The following is a 19213-nucleotide window of genomic DNA, read 5'->3' on the forward strand; positions in this document are numbered from 1 at the left end:
CTTCCGCCCCGCCCCATGCGTGGCAATATGAACACAGGCATCGCACGCGCCCTGCTGCGCCGCCTGCCCGTTGGCGCACCAGCGGATGACGCGGGACTGAAACGCGTTCTGGGCGCCGGAAGCCTGGTGGCGCTGGGTGTCGGGGTCACGATCGGGGCGGGCCTGTTTTCACTGACCGGTGTTGCCGCGGGCAGCAATGCCGGGCCTGCGGTCCTGATATCCTTCGTTCTCGCGGCGGTGGCGTGTGCCTTTGCCGGGCTGTGTTACGGGGAACTGGCGGGCATGATCCCGGCGGCAGGCAGCGCGTATGTCTATGCCTATGCCGCCCTGGGCGAACTGGCGGGCTGGATCATCGGCTGGGACCTTGTGCTGGAATATACGGTGGGGGCATCCGCCGTATCGGTCAGCTGGGCGCGGTACATGCGCTCGCTGCTGGATGGCTGGGGCATCCATCTTTCGCCACGGTTCACGGCCTCCCCGTTCGAGGTCGTGGGCATGGCCGGTGGCCAGCCCGTCCAAGGCATTGCCAACGTGCCTGCCGTTTTCATCATCATGGTCCTGTCCGTGCTGCTCATGCGCGGGATTTCGGAATCCGCGCGACTGAACGCCATTGTCGTGGCGATCAAGCTTACGGTCATCGCCGCCGTGATCGGCTTCGGGCTGCCTTACATCAAGACTGCGAACTATATCCCCTTCATCCCGCCCAATACGGGGGAGTTCGGGCATTACGGCCTGTCGGGCATCCTGCGGGCGGCGGGCACGATCTTCTTTGCCTATCTGGGGTTTGACGCCGTCTCCACCGTGGCGCAGGAGACGCGCAATCCCGGGCGAGACATGCCCATTGGCCTGCTGGGCAGCCTTGCGATCTGCACGTTCGTCTATATCGCCTTTTCCTTCGTGCTGACTGGACTGGTGAATTACCGCGACATGATCGGGGATGCCGCCCCCGTGGCCACCGCCATTGACCACACGCCCTTTGGCTGGCTGCAGGCGGCGGTCAAGATCGGCGTCATATGCGGCTTCCTGTCGGTCATCCTTGTCCTGCTGCTGGGGCAGAGCCGGGTATTTTTCGCCATGGCGCGTGACGGGCTGCTGCCCCCCATGTTCGGGCGCACGCATGCGCGCCTGGGCACGCCGGTCGCGTGTCACCTGTTCTTCATGGGGGTAACGGGGACGCTGGCCGCCTTCCTGCCGATCGAACAGCTGGCGCACATGACATCCATCGGCACGCTGCTGGCCTTTGTCATCGTCTGCGTGGGTGTTATCGTGCTGCGCGTGCGTGAACCCGACCGCCCGCGCGTATTCCGCGTGCCCGGTGGCAACATAATCCCGGTAGCGGGCATCATAAGCTGCGGGATCATGATGCTCTCGCTGGACAGGCTGACATGGCTGCGGCTGGTTGTCTGGCTGGCGATCGGGCTGGTTGTGTATGCACTGTATGGCATACGCCACAGCCGGCTGGGCGCGGTCATACCTGCCATGCGCGGGAAATCCTGAATGCACGGGCGGATTACCGGATCATAATTTGGCATGGGGCGGTGACAGGATCATAGTCGCCCCTTCCCTGATGGAGTTGGATTGGATGAATATCGGTCAGTTTCCCCAAACAAGGCTGCGCCGTAACCGGCACGACCGGTTCACACGGCGGCTGGTGTCTGAAAACACGCTATCGACCGATAACCTGATCTGGCCGATCTTCGTGACCGAGGGCACGGGTTCGGTTACCGATGTCTCCTCCATGCCCGGCGTGCAGCGCGTCAGCCTTGACCGGCTGGCGGCCCATGTGGAACCGGCGGCGAAGCTGGACATCCCCGCCCTGGCGCTGTTTCCCATCACGCCCGCCAGCCTGCGTGACGAAGCGGGCACGGAAGCGGGCAACCCTGACAACCTCATGTGCCGGGCCGCGCGCCTGCTGAAGAAGGAATTCCCTGAAATCGGCCTGATCGGCGACGTGGCGCTGGATCCCTACACCAGCCATGGCCATGACGGGCTGATCGAAGATGGCTACGTGGTCAACGACCCGTCGGTCGAAATCCTGGTGAAACAGGCCGTCAACCAGGCCGCCGCCGGGATCGACATCATCGCGCCGTCCGACATGATGGACGGGCGCATCGGGTCCATCCGCACGGCGCTGGATGTAGCCGGGCTGGTCAACACCCGCATCATGTCCTACGCCGCCAAATACGCCAGTGCTTTCTATGGCCCGTTCCGTGATGCGCTGGGTTCGGGCGGCCTGCTGAAGGGTGACAAGAAGACATACCAGATGGACCCCGCCAACACGGATGAGGCCCTGCGTGAAGTCGCCCTGGACCTGAGCGAAGGCGCAGACATGGTCATGGTCAAGCCGGGGATGCCGTATCTGGATGTCATCCAGCGCGTGCGGCAGGAATTCGCGGTACCGACCTTCGCCTATCAGGTATCGGGCGAATATGCGATGCTGATGGCCGCGATCCAGAATGGCTGGCTGGACCGTGACCGCGTGATCATGGAAAGCCTGATGGCCTTCCGCCGTGCGGGCGCCAATGGGGTGCTGACCTATTTCGCGCTGGACGCCGCCCGCCTGCTGCGCGCCTGAACACGACAAAACCACGCGTACGCAGCCGGATAGTTGATGCCTGCAACAGGAAGGATATGATAACCGTTAGGATCACGGGCAGTCTGTTTTTCCTGTTTGCGGGGCTGCCGTTTCCTGTTTCCCGGCTGGTGAGAGCGCATGACCTATACATCGCCACGGCATCCACAGCTGTTCTATACCACGGCGCCCATGCCCTGCCCCTATCTGGCGGGACGCATGGAACGCAAGGTCGTGACCGAAATTGGCGGTCCGGACGCCGTGCCGTTCCATAACCGCCTGTCACGCGCCGGTTTCCGCCGCAGCCACACCATTGCCTATGCCCCCGTCTGCGCGGGCTGCACGGCGTGCACGCCCATACGCGTGCCCGTGGCGCGCTTTGCCCCCAGCCGCACGCAGCAGCGCGCCCTGCGCCGCAATGCCGGACTGCGCGCGCAACGCATTCCCACCGCCGCAACACCCGAACAGTTCAGCCTGTTCAGCGCATACCAGTCCACCCGCCATGAAGGCGGTGACATGGCATCCATGACCTTTCCCGATTACCGGGCCATGGTCGAGGATACGCCGATCGAGACCTTCATGATCGAATTCCGCGATACCGACGGCAGGCTGGCCTGTGTCGCGCTGGTGGACCAACTGGATGACGGGCTTTCCGCCGTCTATGATTTCTATGATCCCGCGCTGCAGCAGCGTTCACTGGGCACGTTCGCGGTCATGCACCTGATCGAATACACCCGCACGCTTGGCCTGCCCCACCTGTATCTGGGCTACTGGATCAGCGAGAGCCGGAAAATGGCCTACAAGGCCCGTTTCCGCCCGGCCCAGATCATGACGCGTGGCGTATGGCATGATCTGGACCTGACGCAGTACCAGGCAAATGAAAGCGCCTTCCTGCCGGACGGACTGTTCCGCCCGGTGGACTGATGCCCGATCAGGCGCGTGGCTTGCGCGTGGCCCAGGCGGGGGCCGTCCTGCCTACATCAGCCCGCTTGCCCAGATAATCCTTCAGGTCCGCAAAGGAACGGGTGCGGGCGGGATCGGGCCATGTCACACCGGCATCCGCCGCGAACACGACAGCGTCACGCAGGCCACCATCCTTGTATTTCTGCAGGATTACGCCAAGGCCGCGCGTCATTTCCGGCAACTGGTCCAGCGGGAAGACCAGCATGCGCCGGTTCTGCCCGAGTACCAGAACATGGTCGCCAATGGCGGGCGCGCAGACCAGCGCACTTTCCCTGTCCTTCAGGTTCAGCACCTGCTTGCCGGTGCGCTTTTCCGCCGTCATGGCCGATTCCGCCACGATCATGCCACGCCCGGTGCTGGAAGCCAGCAGGCGCTTGCGCGTATCCTCGACCGGGAACATCGTGATGATGTCCTCATCATTGGACAGGTCGATAATCAGCCGCAATGGCTGGCCATCGCCACGTCCGCGCGGCAGGTCAGCCACACGCAGCGTAAAGGCACGCCCGTCGGTCGCGAAAACGCACAGCCGGTCATTGCTGTAACATTCGACCGCCATGCCCAGGCCGTCGCCTTCCTTGAATTTCAGGGCTTCGGGGTCCTGCCCATGGCCCCGAACGGTACGGATCCACCCCTTCTGTGACAGGATGACCGTCAGCGGGTCGCGCTCGACCGGCAGGGCGGCTTCGACATCAATTTCAACCGGTGCATCAGCCAGCAGGCTGCGCCGCTTGCCCAGCGCACCGCCGCCAAAGGTTTTCTGGATGTCCCTGATTTCGGATGCGATGCGCTTCCACCGCAATCCTTCCTGATCCAGCAGGTCGTGCAGGGACTGCTTTTCCGCGCTCAGCTTCGCATGCTCGTCGCGGATTTCCATTTCCTCCAGCCGCCGCAGGCTGCGCAGGCGCATGTTCAGGACCGATTCCGCCTGCAGTTCCGTAAGATCGAAGGTCGCGATCAGGGCGGCCTTCGCGTCGTCCTCCTCACGGACAATGCGGATCACTTCATCAAGGTTGAGATAGACCGCAAGGAACCCATCAAGGATTTCCAGACGCCGGTCAACCGCTGCCAGCCGGTTGGCGCTGCGACGCTGCAATACGTCATGACGGTGGTCCAGCCATGCCTGCAGCACATCCTTCAGGCTGCGCACGCCGGGCACCTGATCGGCGCCCAGCACGTTCATGTTCAGGCCAAAGCGACTTTCCAGCTGCGTTGCGCGGAACAGGGTTTCCATCAGCACCGCAGGTTCGATCCCGCGCGACTTGGGTTCCAGCACCAGCCGGATGTCGGTCGTGCTTTCATCGCGGATATCGGCCAGAAGGGGCAGCTTCTTCTGTTCCATAAGGTCCGCGACCTGTTCGATCAGGCGCGATTTCTGCACCTGATACGGGATTTCAGTCACCACGATCTGCCATGTGCCGAAACGCCCCTGCTCCACATCCCATTTCGAACGGATGCGGAAGGAACCACGTCCGGTTTCATACGCACGGGCAATGGCGTCGCTGTCCTCCACAATGCTACCGCCGGTGGGGAAATCCGGACCGGGCATATGTTTCAGCAGTTCCGCCGTGGTCATGGCGGGTTTGCGGATCAGGGCAAGGGCCGCGGCACAGATCTCACCCACGTTATGCGGCGGGATGGAGGTCGCCATGCCCACCGCGATCCCTGCCGCCCCGTTGGCCAGCAGGTTGGGGAAGGCTGCGGGCAGGACAACGGGTTCCTGTTCCTCACCATCATAGGTCGGGCGGAAGTCAACGCAGTCCTCGCCAATGCCCTCCAGCAGGGCCTTGGCCACTTCGGTCAGGCGGGATTCCGTGTATCGCATGGCGGCGGCGTTATCACCGTCGATCGAGCCGAAATTGCCCTGCCCTTCCACCAGCGGGTAGCGGACGGCAAAATCCTGTGCCAGCCGCACCAGCGCCTCATAGACCGAGGCATCGCCATGCGGATGGTATTTACCGATCACGTCGCCCACCACGCGGGCACATTTCTTGAACCCGGCCGACGGGTCCAGCTTGAGCTGCTGCATCGCATAGATCATGCGACGATGTACCGGCTTCAGCCCGTCGCGCACATCAGGCAGCGAGCGCGACATGATCGTTGACATGGCATAGGCCAGGTACCGTTCGCTCAGCGCATCGGCCAGCTTGGTATCTTCAATATGACCGGCTGTTGTATCCACAGGCATGCAATCTTCCTCCCGCAGGTGAACAGATAGCGAAACTTTACGCTTTGTCCAATGGTAGTAATCAGTCAGCAGCGGCCGCCGCCCCGTCGGGCGGTGCATCCGGCGGGGGAATGTCCGCTTCGCGCGCCATCATGTCCAGCAGCCTGCACCGGGCTTCGGGCACCGGACGGTGCCGCTGGCCAAAAGCGTCGCGTTGCAGGAAATGCCCGGTCAGGCGCAGCCCGTCATACCAGTCCACCGGGGTGCCGACCTGATCGGGGTGCAGCACGAAACCGGGCAGTGGCAGCAGGCGGCTGCGCCATTCGCCCGCGCGTTCATCCGATACCGCCCGCCCTGTGCGCGGCGATACCCACCGCAGGTCGCCTGAACTGCCACCAAGGGCGCAGTGCGTCAGGTCCAGCCCGAAACCTAGTTCGGACAGCAAAAGCAGTTCCCACCGCACGATTTCAGGCATGGCTTCCGCTACCGCCCATTGCGGGTCAAGGCTGATCCGCGCCAGCAGGCTGGCCAGTCCGTGAAATATGGCGGGATGGGGTTCGCGTTCCGGCAGGCAGCCATCAGCCAGCGCGCATAACGACGCCAGCATGGCCAGTGGCAGCGGCGCGTCCAGTATGCGGGCCGCGGAGGCATGGACCGTTTCCGCCGTGATATTGCCCAGCTGTTCGGGCAGCCGGGCGGTCCAGCGCGCGCGGACAAGGTTACCAGTCTGCCAGACCGCCCGGCCCCGGCTGGATGAACCCCCACGGGCCAGTCCATGATACAGCCCGTATTCGCCCGTCAGGACATGCGCAATTGCGCTGCCTTCCCCATACGGGGTGGCGGAAAGCACAAGGGCGGGTGCCTCCCATTCCATCAGGAAGCACCCGCCCTTGCGCAAAGAAAACCGGAAACCGGCAACGTGATCAGTTGCCAGCAGCCTTTGCCACTTCGGCGGCAAAGTCGTTTTCTTCCTTCTCGATGCCTTCACCCAGCTGGAAGCGGTCGAAACCGGTCAGCTTGGCGCCTGCCTTTTCCACGATCTTGCGCACGCGGCTTTCGCCATCATGCACCCAGACCTGTTCCAGCAGCACAACTTCTTCATAGAACTTGCGGATACGGCCATCGACCATCTTTTCAATGATCGCGTCGGGTTTGCCCGAAGCCTTGGCCTGTTCCACCAGCACCGCGCGCTCACGCTCAAGCGCCTGCGGGTCAACGCTGTCCACATCCAGTGCTGCCGGACGGGTCGCGGCAACATGCATGCCGATGCGACGGCCAAGGTCTTCCATCGCTTCGCTGGCGGTCGGTGCCTCAACGGCAGCCAGCACGCCAATCTTGCCCAGGCCGGGGCTTACGGCGGAATGCACGTAGGTCGCGACCACGCCCGACGGCACGCTTAGCACGCGCGCGCGGCGGATGGACATGTTTTCACCAATGGTGGCGATCAGGTGCGTCAGTTCATCGGCAACGCTGCGGCCGCTTTTCAGCACGGCGGTCTTCAGCTTTTCCAGATCGTCGCCAACGCTCAGCGCGGCATGGGCCACTTCGGAGACGAAGTTCTGGAAATGCTCGTTGCGGGCGACGAAGTCGGTTTCGGCATTGATCTCGACCATGGCAGCCTTGAGATCGGTCTGCGCCACGCCAACCAAGCCTTCGGCCGTAACGCGGCCGGACTTCTTGGCGGCGGCCGACAGGCCCTTCTTGCGCAGCCAGTCGATTGCGCCTTCGATATCGCCTTCGGCTTCGTTAAGGGCCTTCTTGCAATCCATCATGCCCGCGCCGGTCTTCTCACGAAGTTCCTTGACGAGGGCTGCGGTAATCTGCGCCATTATCCTGATACTCCTCACGACAGGCGCACGCCCCGCATCGCTGCAGGGCGTGTCCTTGCTGTGTCAGTTACGCCGGGCGGCCTGTTTCAGCCTGCCCCGGCGTCCATTTTCATTCCGCGCTTGCGGCGGCTTCCGTCACGGCCGTTTCCACGGCGGGGTCAACCGGCAGTTCCTCGGACGCACCGAAGTCTTCACCCGATGCACCCAGCTCGGCGGAGATACCGTCGAGGACAGCGGACGACACCAGTTCGCAATACAGGGCAATGGCGCGGATGGCGTCATCGTTGCCCGGGATCGGATAGGTCACGCCACGCGGGTCGGAGTTGCTGTCCAGCACGGCTACAACCGGGATACCCAGCTTGTTGGCTTCTTCAACCGCCAGCTTTTCCTTGTTCGTGTCGATCACGAACAGGATGTCCGGCAGGCCGCCCATTTCCTTGATACCGCCGAGCGAACGCTCCAGCTTCTCACGGTCGCGGGTGATGTCCAGGACTTCTTTCTTGGTCAGGCCCTGGGTGCCGTTTTCCAGCATGTCGTCAATGCCGCGCAGGCGCTTGATCGAACCGGTGATGGTCTTCCAGTTCGTCAGCATGCCGCCCAGCCAGCGGTGGTTGACGTAATACTGGCCGCAACGCTTGGCCGCTTCGGCCACCTGGTCGGCTGCTGCGCGCTTGGTGCCGACGAACAGCACGCGGCCGCCACCGGCCACGGTGTCACGGATCGCCTTGAGCGCACGGTCCAGCATGGGAACGGTCTGCTGCAGGTCGATGATGTGGACCTGGTTGCGCACACCGAACAGGTATGGCGCCATGCGCGGGTTCCAGCGGCGGGTGTGGTGACCGAAGTGCACGCCGGCTTCAAGCAGCTGGCGCATGGTGAATTCAGGCATCGCCATGTCGGCTAAATCCTTGTGTCTGGTTTATCCTCCGTGAAGCACGCCCTGTTTTTCAAGGACACCAGAGGTCTTGGCTTCACGTGCGAATTGGCCCCGACGTGGGACCGTGGCGGGATATGGCTGTTTTTGGCGCATATTGCAAGGGCGCTGTTGGCCCCGGCCGCATCGTGATGCAACTTTTCGCAAGCGGGGTGGTTGCCCCGTGCAAGGGATGCCTGTCATCCGGACGGGCGTCACGCCCGTATTGCAACATGAAACAGGGGATCAAAGCGTAATGGCGATCACGAAATTTGCGACGGCACACTGGTCAGGCGGACTGAAGGACGGCAAGGGCGAAATCTCGACCCAGAGCGGTTCGCTCAAGAACCAGCCCTATGGTTTCAATACCCGTTTCGAGGACAAGCCCGGCACCAACCCCGAGGAACTGCTGGGCGCAGCCCACGCCGCATGCTTCGCCATGGCGCTGTCGGGTATCCTTGGCGGCGCGGGACTTACGCCAAAATCACTGGACGCGAAATCCGAAATCGTACTGGACAAGCAGGGGGAAGGATTTGCCATCACCCATGCGAAACTGACGCTGGAAGCCGAAATTCCCGGCGCCACCGAAGCACAGTTCAAGGAACTGGCGGAAAAGGCGAAAGCAGGCTGTCCCGTCTCGAAACTGTTTGACGCGACAATCACGCTGGACGCGAAGCTGAAAGGCTGATCCAGCAGGCGGCGCGGAACGAACCGGGGTTCCGCGCCAGATTTTTTACAGGACAACCGGATCCTGATTGCCCACCTGCCCCCGATGGCGCAGCAGGTGATCGGCCAGAACGCAGGCCATCATCGCTTCACCCACCGGCACGGCACGAATGCCGACACAGGGGTCATGCCGCCCCTTGGTCATGACATCCACGTTCTCGCCCTCACGCGTGACGGAGGGCACGGGCGTCAGGATCGAACTGGTCGGCTTGACCGCGAAGCGCGCCACGACCGGCTGGCCAGTGGAAATGCCCCCCAGCACGCCACCGGCATGGTTGGACGCGAACCGGATTTGGCCATTTTCCATGCGCATCGGGTCCGCGTTTTCTTCCCCCGTCAGGCAGGCGGAGGCAAACCCTTCCCCGATCTCGACACCCTTGACGGCGTTGATGCTCATCAATGCCATGGCGAGATCGGAATCCAGCTTGCCATAGATCGGCGCGCCCAGTCCGGGCGGTATGCCTTGGGCCACGACCTCGATCACCGCACCGATGGACGATCCCTTCTTGCGGATATCAGACAGGTATTCTTCCCACACCGGCAGGATCGTCGCATCCGGGCAGAACAGCGGATTGTCATTCACAATTTCCCAGTCCATCCGCGCACGGTCGACCGCATGTGGCCCGACCTGCACCAGCGCGCCACGGATGCTGACCATATCCCCCAGCACCTTGCGCGCCACGGCCCCCGCCGCGACCCGCATGGCCGTTTCCCGGGCCGAGGAACGGCCGCCACCCCGATAGTCACGGATGCCGTATTTCATGTCATAGGCGACATCGGCATGACCGGGACGGTAACGGGTTGCGATATCGCCATAATCACGTGAACGCTGGTCGGTATTGCGGATGACCAGCGAGATCGGGGTGCCGGTTGTCCTGCCCTCGAACACGCCGGACAGGATCTCGACCTGATCGGCTTCCTGCCGCTGGGTGGTGAATTTCGACTGACCGGGCCTGCGGCGGTCCAGCCAGGGCTGGATATCCGCCACATCCAGCGGGACACGCGGCGGGCAGCCGTCAATCACGCAGCCGATGGCCGGGCCATGGCTTTCACCCCATGTGGTGACACGGAACAGGTGGCCGAAGGTATTGTACGACATGGGGTGCGATCAGTTGCCCGCGACCGTGATGTCCGGCGCGGTGGGGTTTTTCATGCCGACAATATGGTAGCCGGAATCAACATGGTGGATTTCACCCGTAACGCCACCCGACAGGTCGGACAGCATGTACAGCCCCGCACCCCCAACTTCTTCCAGCGACACATTGCGTTCCAGCGGGGAGTTGTACTGGTTCCACTTGAGGATATAGCGGAAATCGCCAATGCCATTGGCAGCCAGCGTCATGACCGGCCCCGCGGAAATGCCATTGACGCGGATGCCATCACCACCAAGGTCAACCGCCATGTAGCGTACCGATGCCTCCAGCGCCGCCTTGGCCACACCCATCACATTGTAATGCGGCATGACGCGCTCGGCCCCCAGATAGGTCAGCGTCAGCAGCGACCCGCCGGGGTTCATGATTGCGGCCGCGCGCCGGGCGACAGCAGTGAAGGAATAACACGAAATGTCCATCGCCTTGAGGAAGGCGTCACGGGGGGTGTCGACATACCGCCCGCGCAGGAACTGCTTGTCCGCCCAGCCGATGGCATGGACAAGAAAGTCGATCTTGCCCCATTCCTTCTCGATCGCGGCAAATGTCTCGTCCATGGCGGCGTCATCGGTCACGTCGCACGGCAGCACCAGCGTCGATCCAACGCTTTCAGCCAGCGGACGCACGCGCTTGCCCAGCGCCTCGCCCTGATAGGTAAAGGCAAGTTCGCCCCCCTGCTCGGCCACGGCGCGCGCGATGCCCCATGCGATGGAGCGGTCATTCGCAACACCCATGACAAGGCCCCGCTTGCCTTTCATCAATGAACCCTTGATGGCGATTTTGGGCGCGCCGTCTGACATGCTGGTATCCTTAATGGTAAATGACGGATGAAATTTCGGCCTCGTGGTTGCACAAGCTGCCGTTTTGGACAAGATGCCGATTGCGCTAATTGTAGCCAATAATTGTCACATGGTAACTTACCTTATGTTTCCATATGTTTCGTATCCCTGCGCCGCCCACATCCGGCACAGGCGGGTACAAGGCATTCAGCGTTACGGAACCCCGACCCCATGACCCTTCCCCTGATCGACCTTGCCGCTGACCCGTTCGACCTGTTTGACGCGTGGATGCGTGACGCGACAGCGCACGAACCCAACGACCCGAACGCCATGGCGCTGGCTACGGCCACGGCTGACGGACGGCCTTCGGTGCGGATGATCCTGCTCAAGGGCGCGGACCGGCGGGGATTTGTTTTCTACACCAACCTCAACAGCCGCAAGGCGGCCGAACTGAAGGCCAACCCGTACGCTGCCCTGCTGTTCCACTGGAAAAGCATCCGCCGCCAGATCCGTATCGAGGGCGCGGTGGAACCCGTGACCGCGGCCGAGGCCGACGCCTATTTCGCCAGCCGCAGCCGGGTGTCGCGTCTGGGCGCGATTGCGTCCAACCAGTCCCACCCCCTGCCCGACCGCGCCGTGTTCGAGAATGCGGTGGCAGACCTTGAAGCCCGCTACCCTGATCCCGACGCCGTCATTCCCCGCCCCGCCAACTGGAGCGGCTTTCGCGTCGTGCCGCAGCATTTCGAATTCTGGCAGGACCGTCCCTATCGCCTGCATGACCGCGCCGTGTGGGACCGGACAGCCGATGGCTGGACGATGGAACGCCTTTATCCCTGAACTTAACGCCCCCTGATCCGTTTTCATCCATCAAGGGGCGTGTCGCACCCGCCAGACGGACCGCACGCCCCATGAACGGATCAGGAGGCGGCGCATGTGCATACGCAGGATACTGTTGCCACTGGCGGGGATGAGCCACGCGGAAAGCGCGCTGGACGTGGGTGGCGCGATTGCCCGCATGTTCGATGCCCATCTGGCCGTACTGCATGTGGGCACCGACATGCAGGAAGTCGGCCCATTGGTGGGCGAAGGCCTGTCGGGCGCGATGGTGCAGGACATGATCGCGTCCGCGCTGAAGGAGAGTGCCGCGCGCCTCAACGGCGTGCGTGGCCTGTTTGACGCATTCGTCACCCGCGAACAGATCCCGGTCGTGGCGGTGGACTCCCCCCTTTCGCCAGTGGGCATGTCCGGCCTGTCCGCAAGTTTCATCGCCCATAGCGGCCATACCCGCAGTGTCGTGTCCTTTCAGGCGCGCCTGTCCGATATCGTGGTCCTGCGCCAGCCCAATCCGGAGGGGGATGTCTCCTCATCCGACACGCTGCACGCCATCCTGTTCGAAAGCGGGCGCGGGGTGATCATCGTGCCGCCCGTGGCGCCGCCGACCATCGGCAGGCGCATCTGCATCGGCTGGAATGGCACGTCGGAAGCCGCATCCGCCATCCATCACGCCCTGCCGCTGCTCAAGCGGGCGGAAGCGGTGCATATCCTGCACAGCCCCGCCTATCAGCGCCCCGGTCCCGAAGCACGGCATGTACGGTCATTTCTGTCATTGCATGGCATCATGGCCAATATTCACGAATTCGGTAGTGATTCCCGCCCGGTGGGTGAAGACATGCTGGACATGGCCCATACGCTGGGTGCGGACATGATGGTCATGGGGGCGTATTCCCATTCCCGCCTGCGTCAGATGATTCTGGGTGGCGTCACCCGCCATATGCTGGAAAACAGCGATATTATCGTTATCATGAGCCGCTGAGGAACGGATCGGCCACCATATCCCGCAACATTCGTATCCCCGTCGTGAAATATGCGTATTATTATGTGTAAATGCCGGACCATGCCTTGATTTTACAAACCGCGGGGATTAGGTGTGGCGGGGAAAAGAACGCCATAGCCTAGTGTAAAATCCGGTCTGGGGGGAGATTATGCGCATTAATGCGGACATTATGGCAGAACTGAAGCAGGCGGGGGAAAATGCCTCCGACGTGCTTCGTGTTGCCCTGACGCGGCTGCGCGGACGTATTGCGCTTGTTTCATCCTTCGGGGCCGAATCAGCCGTCATGCTGGCGCTGGCGGCCGAAATCGATCCCGCCGTGCCGGTCCTGTTCCTTGAAACGGGCCAGCATTTCCCCGAAACGCTGGCTTACCGGCAGGAACTGGCCCGCGTGCTGGGCCTGCGCGACGTGCGTGACCTGCACCCCGCCCCCCGACAGATCGAACGCCGCGACCCCGAAGGCCAGCTATGGGCCTTCGACCCGGATGCCTGCTGTGCATTGCGCAAGGTCGAACCGCTGGATGAAGCCATGATCCCCTTTGATGCATGGATCACGGGCCGCAAGCGCACCCAGGCCGCGACCCGGCAGGGCCTGCCGGTGGTGGAGGACGCGCCCGGCGGCAAGATCAAGATCAACCCGCTGATCAGTTGGACCCCGCGCGAACTTGATGCCGAAATGACGCGCCGCAACCTGCCGCGCCATCCGCTGACGCTGCGGGGCTATCCCTCGATCGGGTGCGCGCCATGCACACGGCCCGTGGCCGAAGGCGAGGACCCGCGTCAGGGCCGCTGGGCCGGGCAGAACAAGACGGAATGTGGTATCCATGTCCGCAAGGCATCCTGAAACGGACGCCACCGCACCGGCCGGGCTGAGGCCGCCAGTTTTCCCTGTTTTCTTTCCTGTTACGGAAGGTCTGTAATTCCATGGACGATCTCGACCAACTAGAGGCCCAGAGCATCTTCATCCTGCGCGAAGCCTACCGGAAGCTGAAGCCGCTGGCGATGCTGTGGTCGCTGGGCAAGGATTCCAACGTCATGCTGTGGCTGGCGCGCAAGGCATTCCTTGGCAACGTGCCGTTCCCGGTCATGCATGTCGATACCGGCAAGAAATTCCCGGAAATGTACAAGTTCCGCGATGAATATACCAAGAAGTGGAACCTGGAACTGCTGCTGGGCGACTGCCCGCCGGTGGAAGACATCGACCCAACCCTGCCGCCCGCCGCACGTTCTGCCGCGCGCAAGACCGCGGGCCTTGCCGCGATGATCGACAAGTACAAGCTGGCGGGCGTGATCGCGGGCATCCGCCGTGATGAACAGGCCACCCGTGCCAAGGAACGCGTGTTCAGCCCCCGTGGCGCAGGCCACAAGTGGGACGTGCGCAACCAGCCGCCCGAATTCTGGGACCAGTACGCCACCCCGCACGAACCCGGCATGCATGTGCGCGTCCACCCCCTGCTGTCATGGCGTGAAATTGACATCTGGCGTTATATCGAGCGCGAGGACATCCCGCTGGTTGACCTGTATTTCGCAAAGGACGGCAAGCGCTACCGCTCGCTGGGGGACCAGGACATCACCAGCCCGGTGGAAAGCAACGCGACCACCGTGGCCGAAGTGATTGCGGAACTGGAAACGTCGCGCACATCCGAACGCGCGGGACGTGCCATGGACCATGAGTCCGAGGACGCGTTCGAACGCCTGCGCGTGGCCGGCTACCTCTGATCGGACAGGACGGAGTTATATTACAATGAGTACAATCCCGACCCCTGCCCCGCAGGAAGCCGCCACCCCCATCGTGATCGTGGGCCATGTCGACCATGGCAAGTCCACGCTGATCGGTCGCCTGCTGTATGATACCGACAGCCTGCCCGACGGGCGTGTCGCGCAGATCATTGAATCCAGCAAGAAGCGCGGGCTTACGGTTGAATGGAGCTTCCTGCTCGACAGCCTGCAGATCGAACGTGACCAGGGCGTGACCGTTGATTCCACCCGCATTCCCTTCCGGCTGGGCACGCGCCAGTTCGTGATCGTGGATGCGCCGGGCCACCGTCAGTTCCTGCGCAACATGATCACCGGTGCGGCTGATGCCGAAGCCGCAGTCCTGGTGGTTGACGCGAATGAAGGCGCTCAGGAACAGACCCGCCGCCACGCCATGCTGCTGCGCCTGATCGGCATCCGCCATGTCATCGTGCTGATGAACAAGGTTGATATCTTCAACTACGACCAGAAGAAGATCGAAGCCGCCGAGCGCGACATCACCGCACTCCTGCACCAGCTTGAAATCGAACCGACGGTGTTTGTCCCCGCCTCCGCGCGTGAAGGCGACAACATGGCGTCGCGTTCCGACAAGATGCCGTGGTACAAGGGCCCGACCCTGACCGAGGCGCTGGCCGCCGTTCCCGCCCCGTCATCGCGCGCCGACCTGCCGCTGCGCCTGCCGGTGCAGGATGTCTACCGTTTCGACACCAAGCGTATTGTCGTGGGCCGTATCGAACGCGGCCGCATCCGCGTGGGCGATGAGGTGGTGATTGGCGTGCATGGCGCGCGCGCGCGCATCGCCACCATCGAAAGCTGGCACACAGCCCCGCAGGTGGCCGCCATTGCGGGCCAGTCCGTGGCCGTGACGCTGGAACCCGATGTCATTCCCGACCGGGGCGACTTCCTGTATCCCGCATCCGCCGCCCCCCTGCGTGCGGCGCGCATCCGCACGCGCTTGTTCTGGCTGCGTCAGGAACCGCTGCGCGTGGGCGAAAGCTTCAAGCTGCGTCTTGCCACGGCGGAACACCAGGTCACGGTGGCGGCGATTGATTCCGTGGTGCGCCTGGAAGACCTGACCGAACACCCGGCCGAGGAAGTGCCGCCCGAAGGCTTTGCCGAAATCACGCTGGCGGTTTCCGAAACCATGCTGTTCGACGCATTCGTGCCGGGCACATCGGACGGACGTGGCGTGCTGGTGGACCGCAACCAGCAGATCGTCGGCGGCGCGCCGCTGATCGGTATTGCCGAAAGTGTCGCGGGGCGCAATGCCATCCACCCGACCGACAGCGCCGTGTCGCTGTGGGACCGCGCACAGGCAAAGGGCCACCGTGGTGGCGTGTTCTGGATGACCGGCCTGCCGGGCGCGGGCAAGAGCACGCTGGCGCGCGGGGCGGAAACGCGCCTGTTCGCACGCGGGGTCGATGTTTCGGTTCTGGATGGTGACACGCTGCGCGCGGGCCTGTGTTCGGACCTTGGCTTTTCCGAAGCGGACCGTCGTGAAAACGTGCGCCGCGCCGCCGCCGTGGCCCGCATCCTTGCGGAAAGCGGTCAGGTGGTGATCGTTGCCCTGATCTCCCCCACCATTGCGGACCGCGAACTGGCACGCCAGATCGTGGGTGAGGGTTTTCATGAAATCTTCATCGACACGCCGCAGGCCACGTGTGAAGAGCGCGACCCCAAGGGGCTGTATGCAGCCGCCCGCGCGGGCAAGATCGAAGGCTTCACCGGCATCGATGCGCCGTATGAAGCACCCGTGAAGCCCGCCCTGCGGCTGGAAACGGCCAATGCGTCAAGCGATGAGACGGCAGCACGCCTCGCCGCCTTCATTGGTGAGGAAACCCGCCTTGACGGGGCGGTCCAGCGCCAGAAGTCCTGATGCCAGCGGGGTCGGGCAGGACCTGTCCGGCCCCATGCAGGACCGGGTTTTAGATTACAGGCGCCAGTTTACATGTCTGGCGCCTTTTTGTACCAGTCACGACAGATAGATCGCCTGTTGCCTGGAAAGGATCGGTTCACAAGTGGATGTCAGGAACAACCGCCGGGATACGACCGGTGCCAGCGTCATTACCGCCAACCGCCTGCTTGATGGCCGCATCGTCTGGCTGACACAGCAGGGATGGTCGGAACATATCGGGCATGCCCGTGTTTTTGACAATGCGGATATCGAAGGCGCGATAGCGCAGGCCAAGGCCACGCCGGATGCACGCAGGCTGGTGGGTATCTATGGCGTGCAGCTTGACCCGTCGGCTGCGGGCCTGTCCCCGCTTACGGTACGTGAGCGCATCCGTGCGTTCGGGCCGAGTGTCCATCCTGATTTTGCCCCTGTGGAGACATCCAATGTCCACTGACACCGCACCCCTGCCGGTTGGCCGGTATGCCTATGACCAGGTGGACCGTACTTTCCTGTCCCAGCGCGTGGCGCAGTTCCGCGAACAGGTGAACCGCCGTGTCAAGGGCGACCTGAGCGAGGATGAATTCAAGCCGCTTCGCCTGATGAACGGCCTGTACCTGCAGCTTCATGCCTACATGCTGCGCGTTGCGGTACCCTATGGCATGATGGGGTCGGACCAGATGCGCATGCTGGCCCATATCGCGCGCACATATGACCGCGATTACGGGCATTTCACCACGCGCCAGAACATCCAGTTCAACTGGATCCGGCTGGAGGATACACCCGATATTCTCCAGCATCTGGCGGACGTGGACATGCACGCCATCCAGACCAGCGGCAACTGCATCCGCAACGTGACGTGTGACGAGTTCGCGGGCGCTGCCGCCGATGAACTGCTGGACCCGCGCATCCATGCCGAGATCCTGCGCCAGTGGTCCACGCTGCACCCGGAATTCTCGTTCCTGCCGCGCAAGTTCAAGATCGCGATCAGCGGCAGCCCGCATGACCGCGTCGCGGCCCGCTTCCACGACATCGGGCTGGTCGCCCGCCCCGGTGCGCAGGGTCGGCCGGTGTTTGACGTGTTCGTGGGTGGCGGGCTTGGCCGCACGCCGATCATTGGCGTGCAGCTGCGTGACAACCTGCCTGAAGAGGACCTTGTTGCCTACCTTGAGGCCATCGTGCGCGTGTATAACGCCTATGGCCGCCGCGACAACATGTACAAGGCCCGGATCAAGATCCTTGTCCAGGCGCTGGGTGTCGAGGCGTTCCGTGAAAAGGTCGATGCGGAATTCGCGCTGATGGACCGGGCGGATTACCGTCTGGATCCCGCCATTGTTGATGGCATCCGCGCGCGTTTCGGCATTCCCGAACTGGTGGCCCCGGCGGATGCGGCGCAGAAACTTGCCGCCGACCGCAAGGCCGACCCTGCCTTTGACCGCTGGGTGCGCACCAATACCCATCCGCATCGCAATGACGGTTTCATAAGCGCCGTCATTTCCATCAAGCCCGATGGCGGCATCCCTGGTGATGTCACGGCGGACCAGATGGACCTGATCGCCGAACTGGCCGATGGCTGGTCGTTTGGTGAAATCCGCGTCACACACATGCAGAACGTGGTGCTGGGCCATGTGCGCAAGGACCGTCTGCACGAACTGTGGGGCAAGCTGGTCGCGGCCGGTCTGGGCACGCCCAATATCGGGCTGGTGGGCGATATCATCGCCTGCCCCGGGCTGGATTACTGCTCACTGGCCAATGCGCGTTCCATTCCGATCGCGCAGAAGCTCAGCGCCCGCTTTGCCGATCCGGAACTGCAGGAACGCATCGGCCGGCTGCATATCAACATATCGGGCTGCATCAATGCCTGCGGGCACCACCATGCGGGTCATATCGGCATCCTTGGGGTGGACAAGCGCGGCGAGGAATTCTTCCAGTTGACCCTTGGTGGTTCGGCGGCCAATGACGTGGCCATTGGCCAGATCATCGGCCCGGCGCTGCCGGAAGACGAGACGGTCGATGCCATTGCCCGCCTGATTGATACCTATCTGGTGCTGCGTCAGGGTGACGAGCAGTTTATCGATACCTACCGGCGTCTTGGCGCCGCCAGCTTCAAGGACGCTGTCTATGCCCCTGCTTGAGAATGGCCACATCAAGGATGACACCTGGGTCACGGTAACCGAAGACGCGCCCCTTCCGGCGACTGGCGCGGTGATCGTGCCCTTCGCACGGCTGGAAGAAGGCCTGGCACGCGGGGCGGATGCGCCGCTGGGCGTCACCATCGGGCCGGATGTGGATGTGTCCCTGCTGCGCCCTGCCCTGCCGCGCCTTGGCCTGGTGGCGGTCACGTTCACGACCTTCCGTGACGGGCGTGCCTTCACGCAGGCCCGCGCACTGCGTGAACACCTGTCATTTACGGGGGAAATCCGGGCGACCGGCAAGCCACTTCCGGACCAGTACGAATTCATGCTGCGCTGTGGCGTCACCACCGTTCAGACCGAGCGCGCGGAAGACATAAGCGTATGGCAGCAGGCGCACGAAATCATTTCCGTCGCCTATCAGCCCTCCGTCCTGCATGAACGCAGGCAGGGGCTGGGGCTGCGCCGCTTCCTGTCCTGATGACATGATGGGAAAGGAAGGCCCTGCAT

18 protein-coding genes are annotated in these 19213 nt (G+C 63.0%); 12 read left to right on the forward strand and 6 right to left on the reverse strand.

The window, feature by feature from the left end:
• Positions 1 to 15 precede the first annotated feature (15 nt).
• The 3 genes from F1542_RS05080 to F1542_RS05090 all read left to right on the forward strand — a co-directional run bounded on the left by F1542_RS05080 (position 16) and on the right by F1542_RS05090 (position 3496).
• Positions 16 to 1497 carry an amino acid permease gene (locus F1542_RS05080; RefSeq protein WP_408886233.1) on the forward strand — a complete coding sequence of 494 codons (1482 nt, stop codon included), beginning with the start codon at positions 16 to 18 and terminating at the stop codon, positions 1495 to 1497.
• A gap of 85 nt (positions 1498 to 1582) precedes the next feature.
• Entirely contained in the window at positions 1583 to 2575 is a 993-nt protein-coding gene (gene hemB, locus F1542_RS05085; RefSeq protein WP_193732093.1) for a porphobilinogen synthase, read from the forward strand.
• 138 nt (positions 2576 to 2713) lie between these two features.
• Entirely contained in the window at positions 2714 to 3496 is a 783-nt protein-coding gene (locus F1542_RS05090) for an arginyltransferase (protein ID WP_193732094.1), read from the forward strand.
• A 7-nt stretch (positions 3497 to 3503) separates the two neighbouring features.
• Here the strand turns inward: F1542_RS05090 and parC are convergent, their stop codons facing one another.
• The 4 genes from parC to rpsB all read right to left on the reverse strand — a co-directional run bounded on the left by parC (position 3504) and on the right by rpsB (position 8423).
• Positions 3504 to 5720 (reverse strand): DNA topoisomerase IV subunit A, encoded by a 2217-nt coding sequence (gene parC / locus F1542_RS05095; protein WP_193732095.1) that lies wholly within the window; start codon positions 5718 to 5720, stop codon positions 3504 to 3506.
• 61 nt (positions 5721 to 5781) lie between these two features.
• Complete coding sequence (recO, locus tag F1542_RS05100; RefSeq protein WP_193732096.1) at positions 5782 to 6573, reverse strand: DNA repair protein RecO; 792 nt, start codon at positions 6571 to 6573, stop codon at positions 5782 to 5784.
• A 49-nt stretch (positions 6574 to 6622) separates the two neighbouring features.
• Entirely contained in the window at positions 6623 to 7528 is a 906-nt protein-coding gene (tsf, locus tag F1542_RS05105; RefSeq protein ID WP_193732097.1) for a translation elongation factor Ts, read from the reverse strand.
• Between the two features lie 109 nt (positions 7529 to 7637).
• Positions 7638 to 8423, reverse strand: a complete 786-nt coding sequence (gene rpsB / locus F1542_RS05110) for a 30S ribosomal protein S2 (protein WP_039734321.1) — start codon at positions 8421 to 8423, stop codon at positions 7638 to 7640.
• Positions 8424 to 8697: 274 nt separating this feature from the next.
• Here rpsB and F1542_RS05115 point away from each other — a divergent pair, with 274 nt between their 5' ends.
• On the forward strand, positions 8698 to 9129 hold the full coding sequence (locus F1542_RS05115) for an OsmC family protein (RefSeq protein WP_193732098.1): 432 nt from the start codon (positions 8698 to 8700) through the stop codon (positions 9127 to 9129).
• Between the two features lie 45 nt (positions 9130 to 9174).
• On the opposite strand, the gene aroC is transcribed toward F1542_RS05115, so the two are convergent.
• Positions 9175 to 10266: a chorismate synthase gene (gene aroC / locus F1542_RS05120; RefSeq protein WP_193732099.1), complete on the reverse strand. Its 1092-nt coding sequence runs from the start codon at positions 10264 to 10266 to the stop codon at positions 9175 to 9177.
• 9 nt (positions 10267 to 10275) lie between these two features.
• Complete coding sequence (gene fabI / locus F1542_RS05125) at positions 10276 to 11115, reverse strand: enoyl-ACP reductase FabI (RefSeq protein WP_193732100.1); 840 nt, start codon at positions 11113 to 11115, stop codon at positions 10276 to 10278.
• Positions 11116 to 11325: 210 nt separating this feature from the next.
• Between fabI and pdxH the strand changes: the two genes are divergently transcribed.
• The 8 genes from pdxH to F1542_RS05165 all read left to right on the forward strand — a co-directional run bounded on the left by pdxH (position 11326) and on the right by F1542_RS05165 (position 19184).
• On the forward strand, positions 11326 to 11931 hold the full coding sequence (gene pdxH / locus F1542_RS05130; RefSeq protein ID WP_193732101.1) for a pyridoxamine 5'-phosphate oxidase: 606 nt from the start codon (positions 11326 to 11328) through the stop codon (positions 11929 to 11931).
• 130 nt (positions 11932 to 12061) lie between these two features.
• Positions 12062 to 12907 carry a universal stress protein gene (locus F1542_RS05135; protein WP_019084835.1) on the forward strand — a complete coding sequence of 282 codons (846 nt, stop codon included), beginning with the start codon at positions 12062 to 12064 and terminating at the stop codon, positions 12905 to 12907.
• A gap of 169 nt (positions 12908 to 13076) precedes the next feature.
• Positions 13077 to 13769, forward strand: coding sequence for a phosphoadenylyl-sulfate reductase (locus F1542_RS05140; protein WP_193732102.1), 693 nt, complete (start codon positions 13077 to 13079; stop codon positions 13767 to 13769).
• An 80-nt stretch (positions 13770 to 13849) separates the two neighbouring features.
• On the forward strand, positions 13850 to 14644 hold the full coding sequence (gene cysD, locus F1542_RS05145; protein WP_019084833.1) for a sulfate adenylyltransferase subunit CysD: 795 nt from the start codon (positions 13850 to 13852) through the stop codon (positions 14642 to 14644).
• A gap of 25 nt (positions 14645 to 14669) precedes the next feature.
• Positions 14670 to 16556, forward strand: coding sequence for an adenylyl-sulfate kinase (gene cysC / locus F1542_RS05150; RefSeq protein WP_193732103.1), 1887 nt, complete (start codon positions 14670 to 14672; stop codon positions 16554 to 16556).
• A gap of 142 nt (positions 16557 to 16698) precedes the next feature.
• Positions 16699 to 17028, forward strand: coding sequence for a DUF2849 domain-containing protein (locus tag F1542_RS05155; protein WP_193732104.1), 330 nt, complete (start codon positions 16699 to 16701; stop codon positions 17026 to 17028).
• Positions 17018 to 18706: a nitrite/sulfite reductase gene (locus F1542_RS05160; protein WP_193732105.1), complete on the forward strand. Its 1689-nt coding sequence runs from the start codon at positions 17018 to 17020 to the stop codon at positions 18704 to 18706. The genes F1542_RS05155 and F1542_RS05160 overlap by 11 nt, the downstream gene beginning before the upstream one ends.
• Positions 18693 to 19184 (forward strand): DUF934 domain-containing protein, encoded by a 492-nt coding sequence (locus F1542_RS05165; protein ID WP_019084829.1) that lies wholly within the window; start codon positions 18693 to 18695, stop codon positions 19182 to 19184. The genes F1542_RS05160 and F1542_RS05165 overlap by 14 nt, the downstream gene beginning before the upstream one ends.
• Positions 19185 to 19213 lie beyond the last annotated feature (29 nt).

The sequence above is a fragment of the Komagataeibacter sp. FXV3 genome, assembly GCF_015155755.1.
GTDB lineage: Bacteria > Pseudomonadota > Alphaproteobacteria > Acetobacterales > Acetobacteraceae > Komagataeibacter.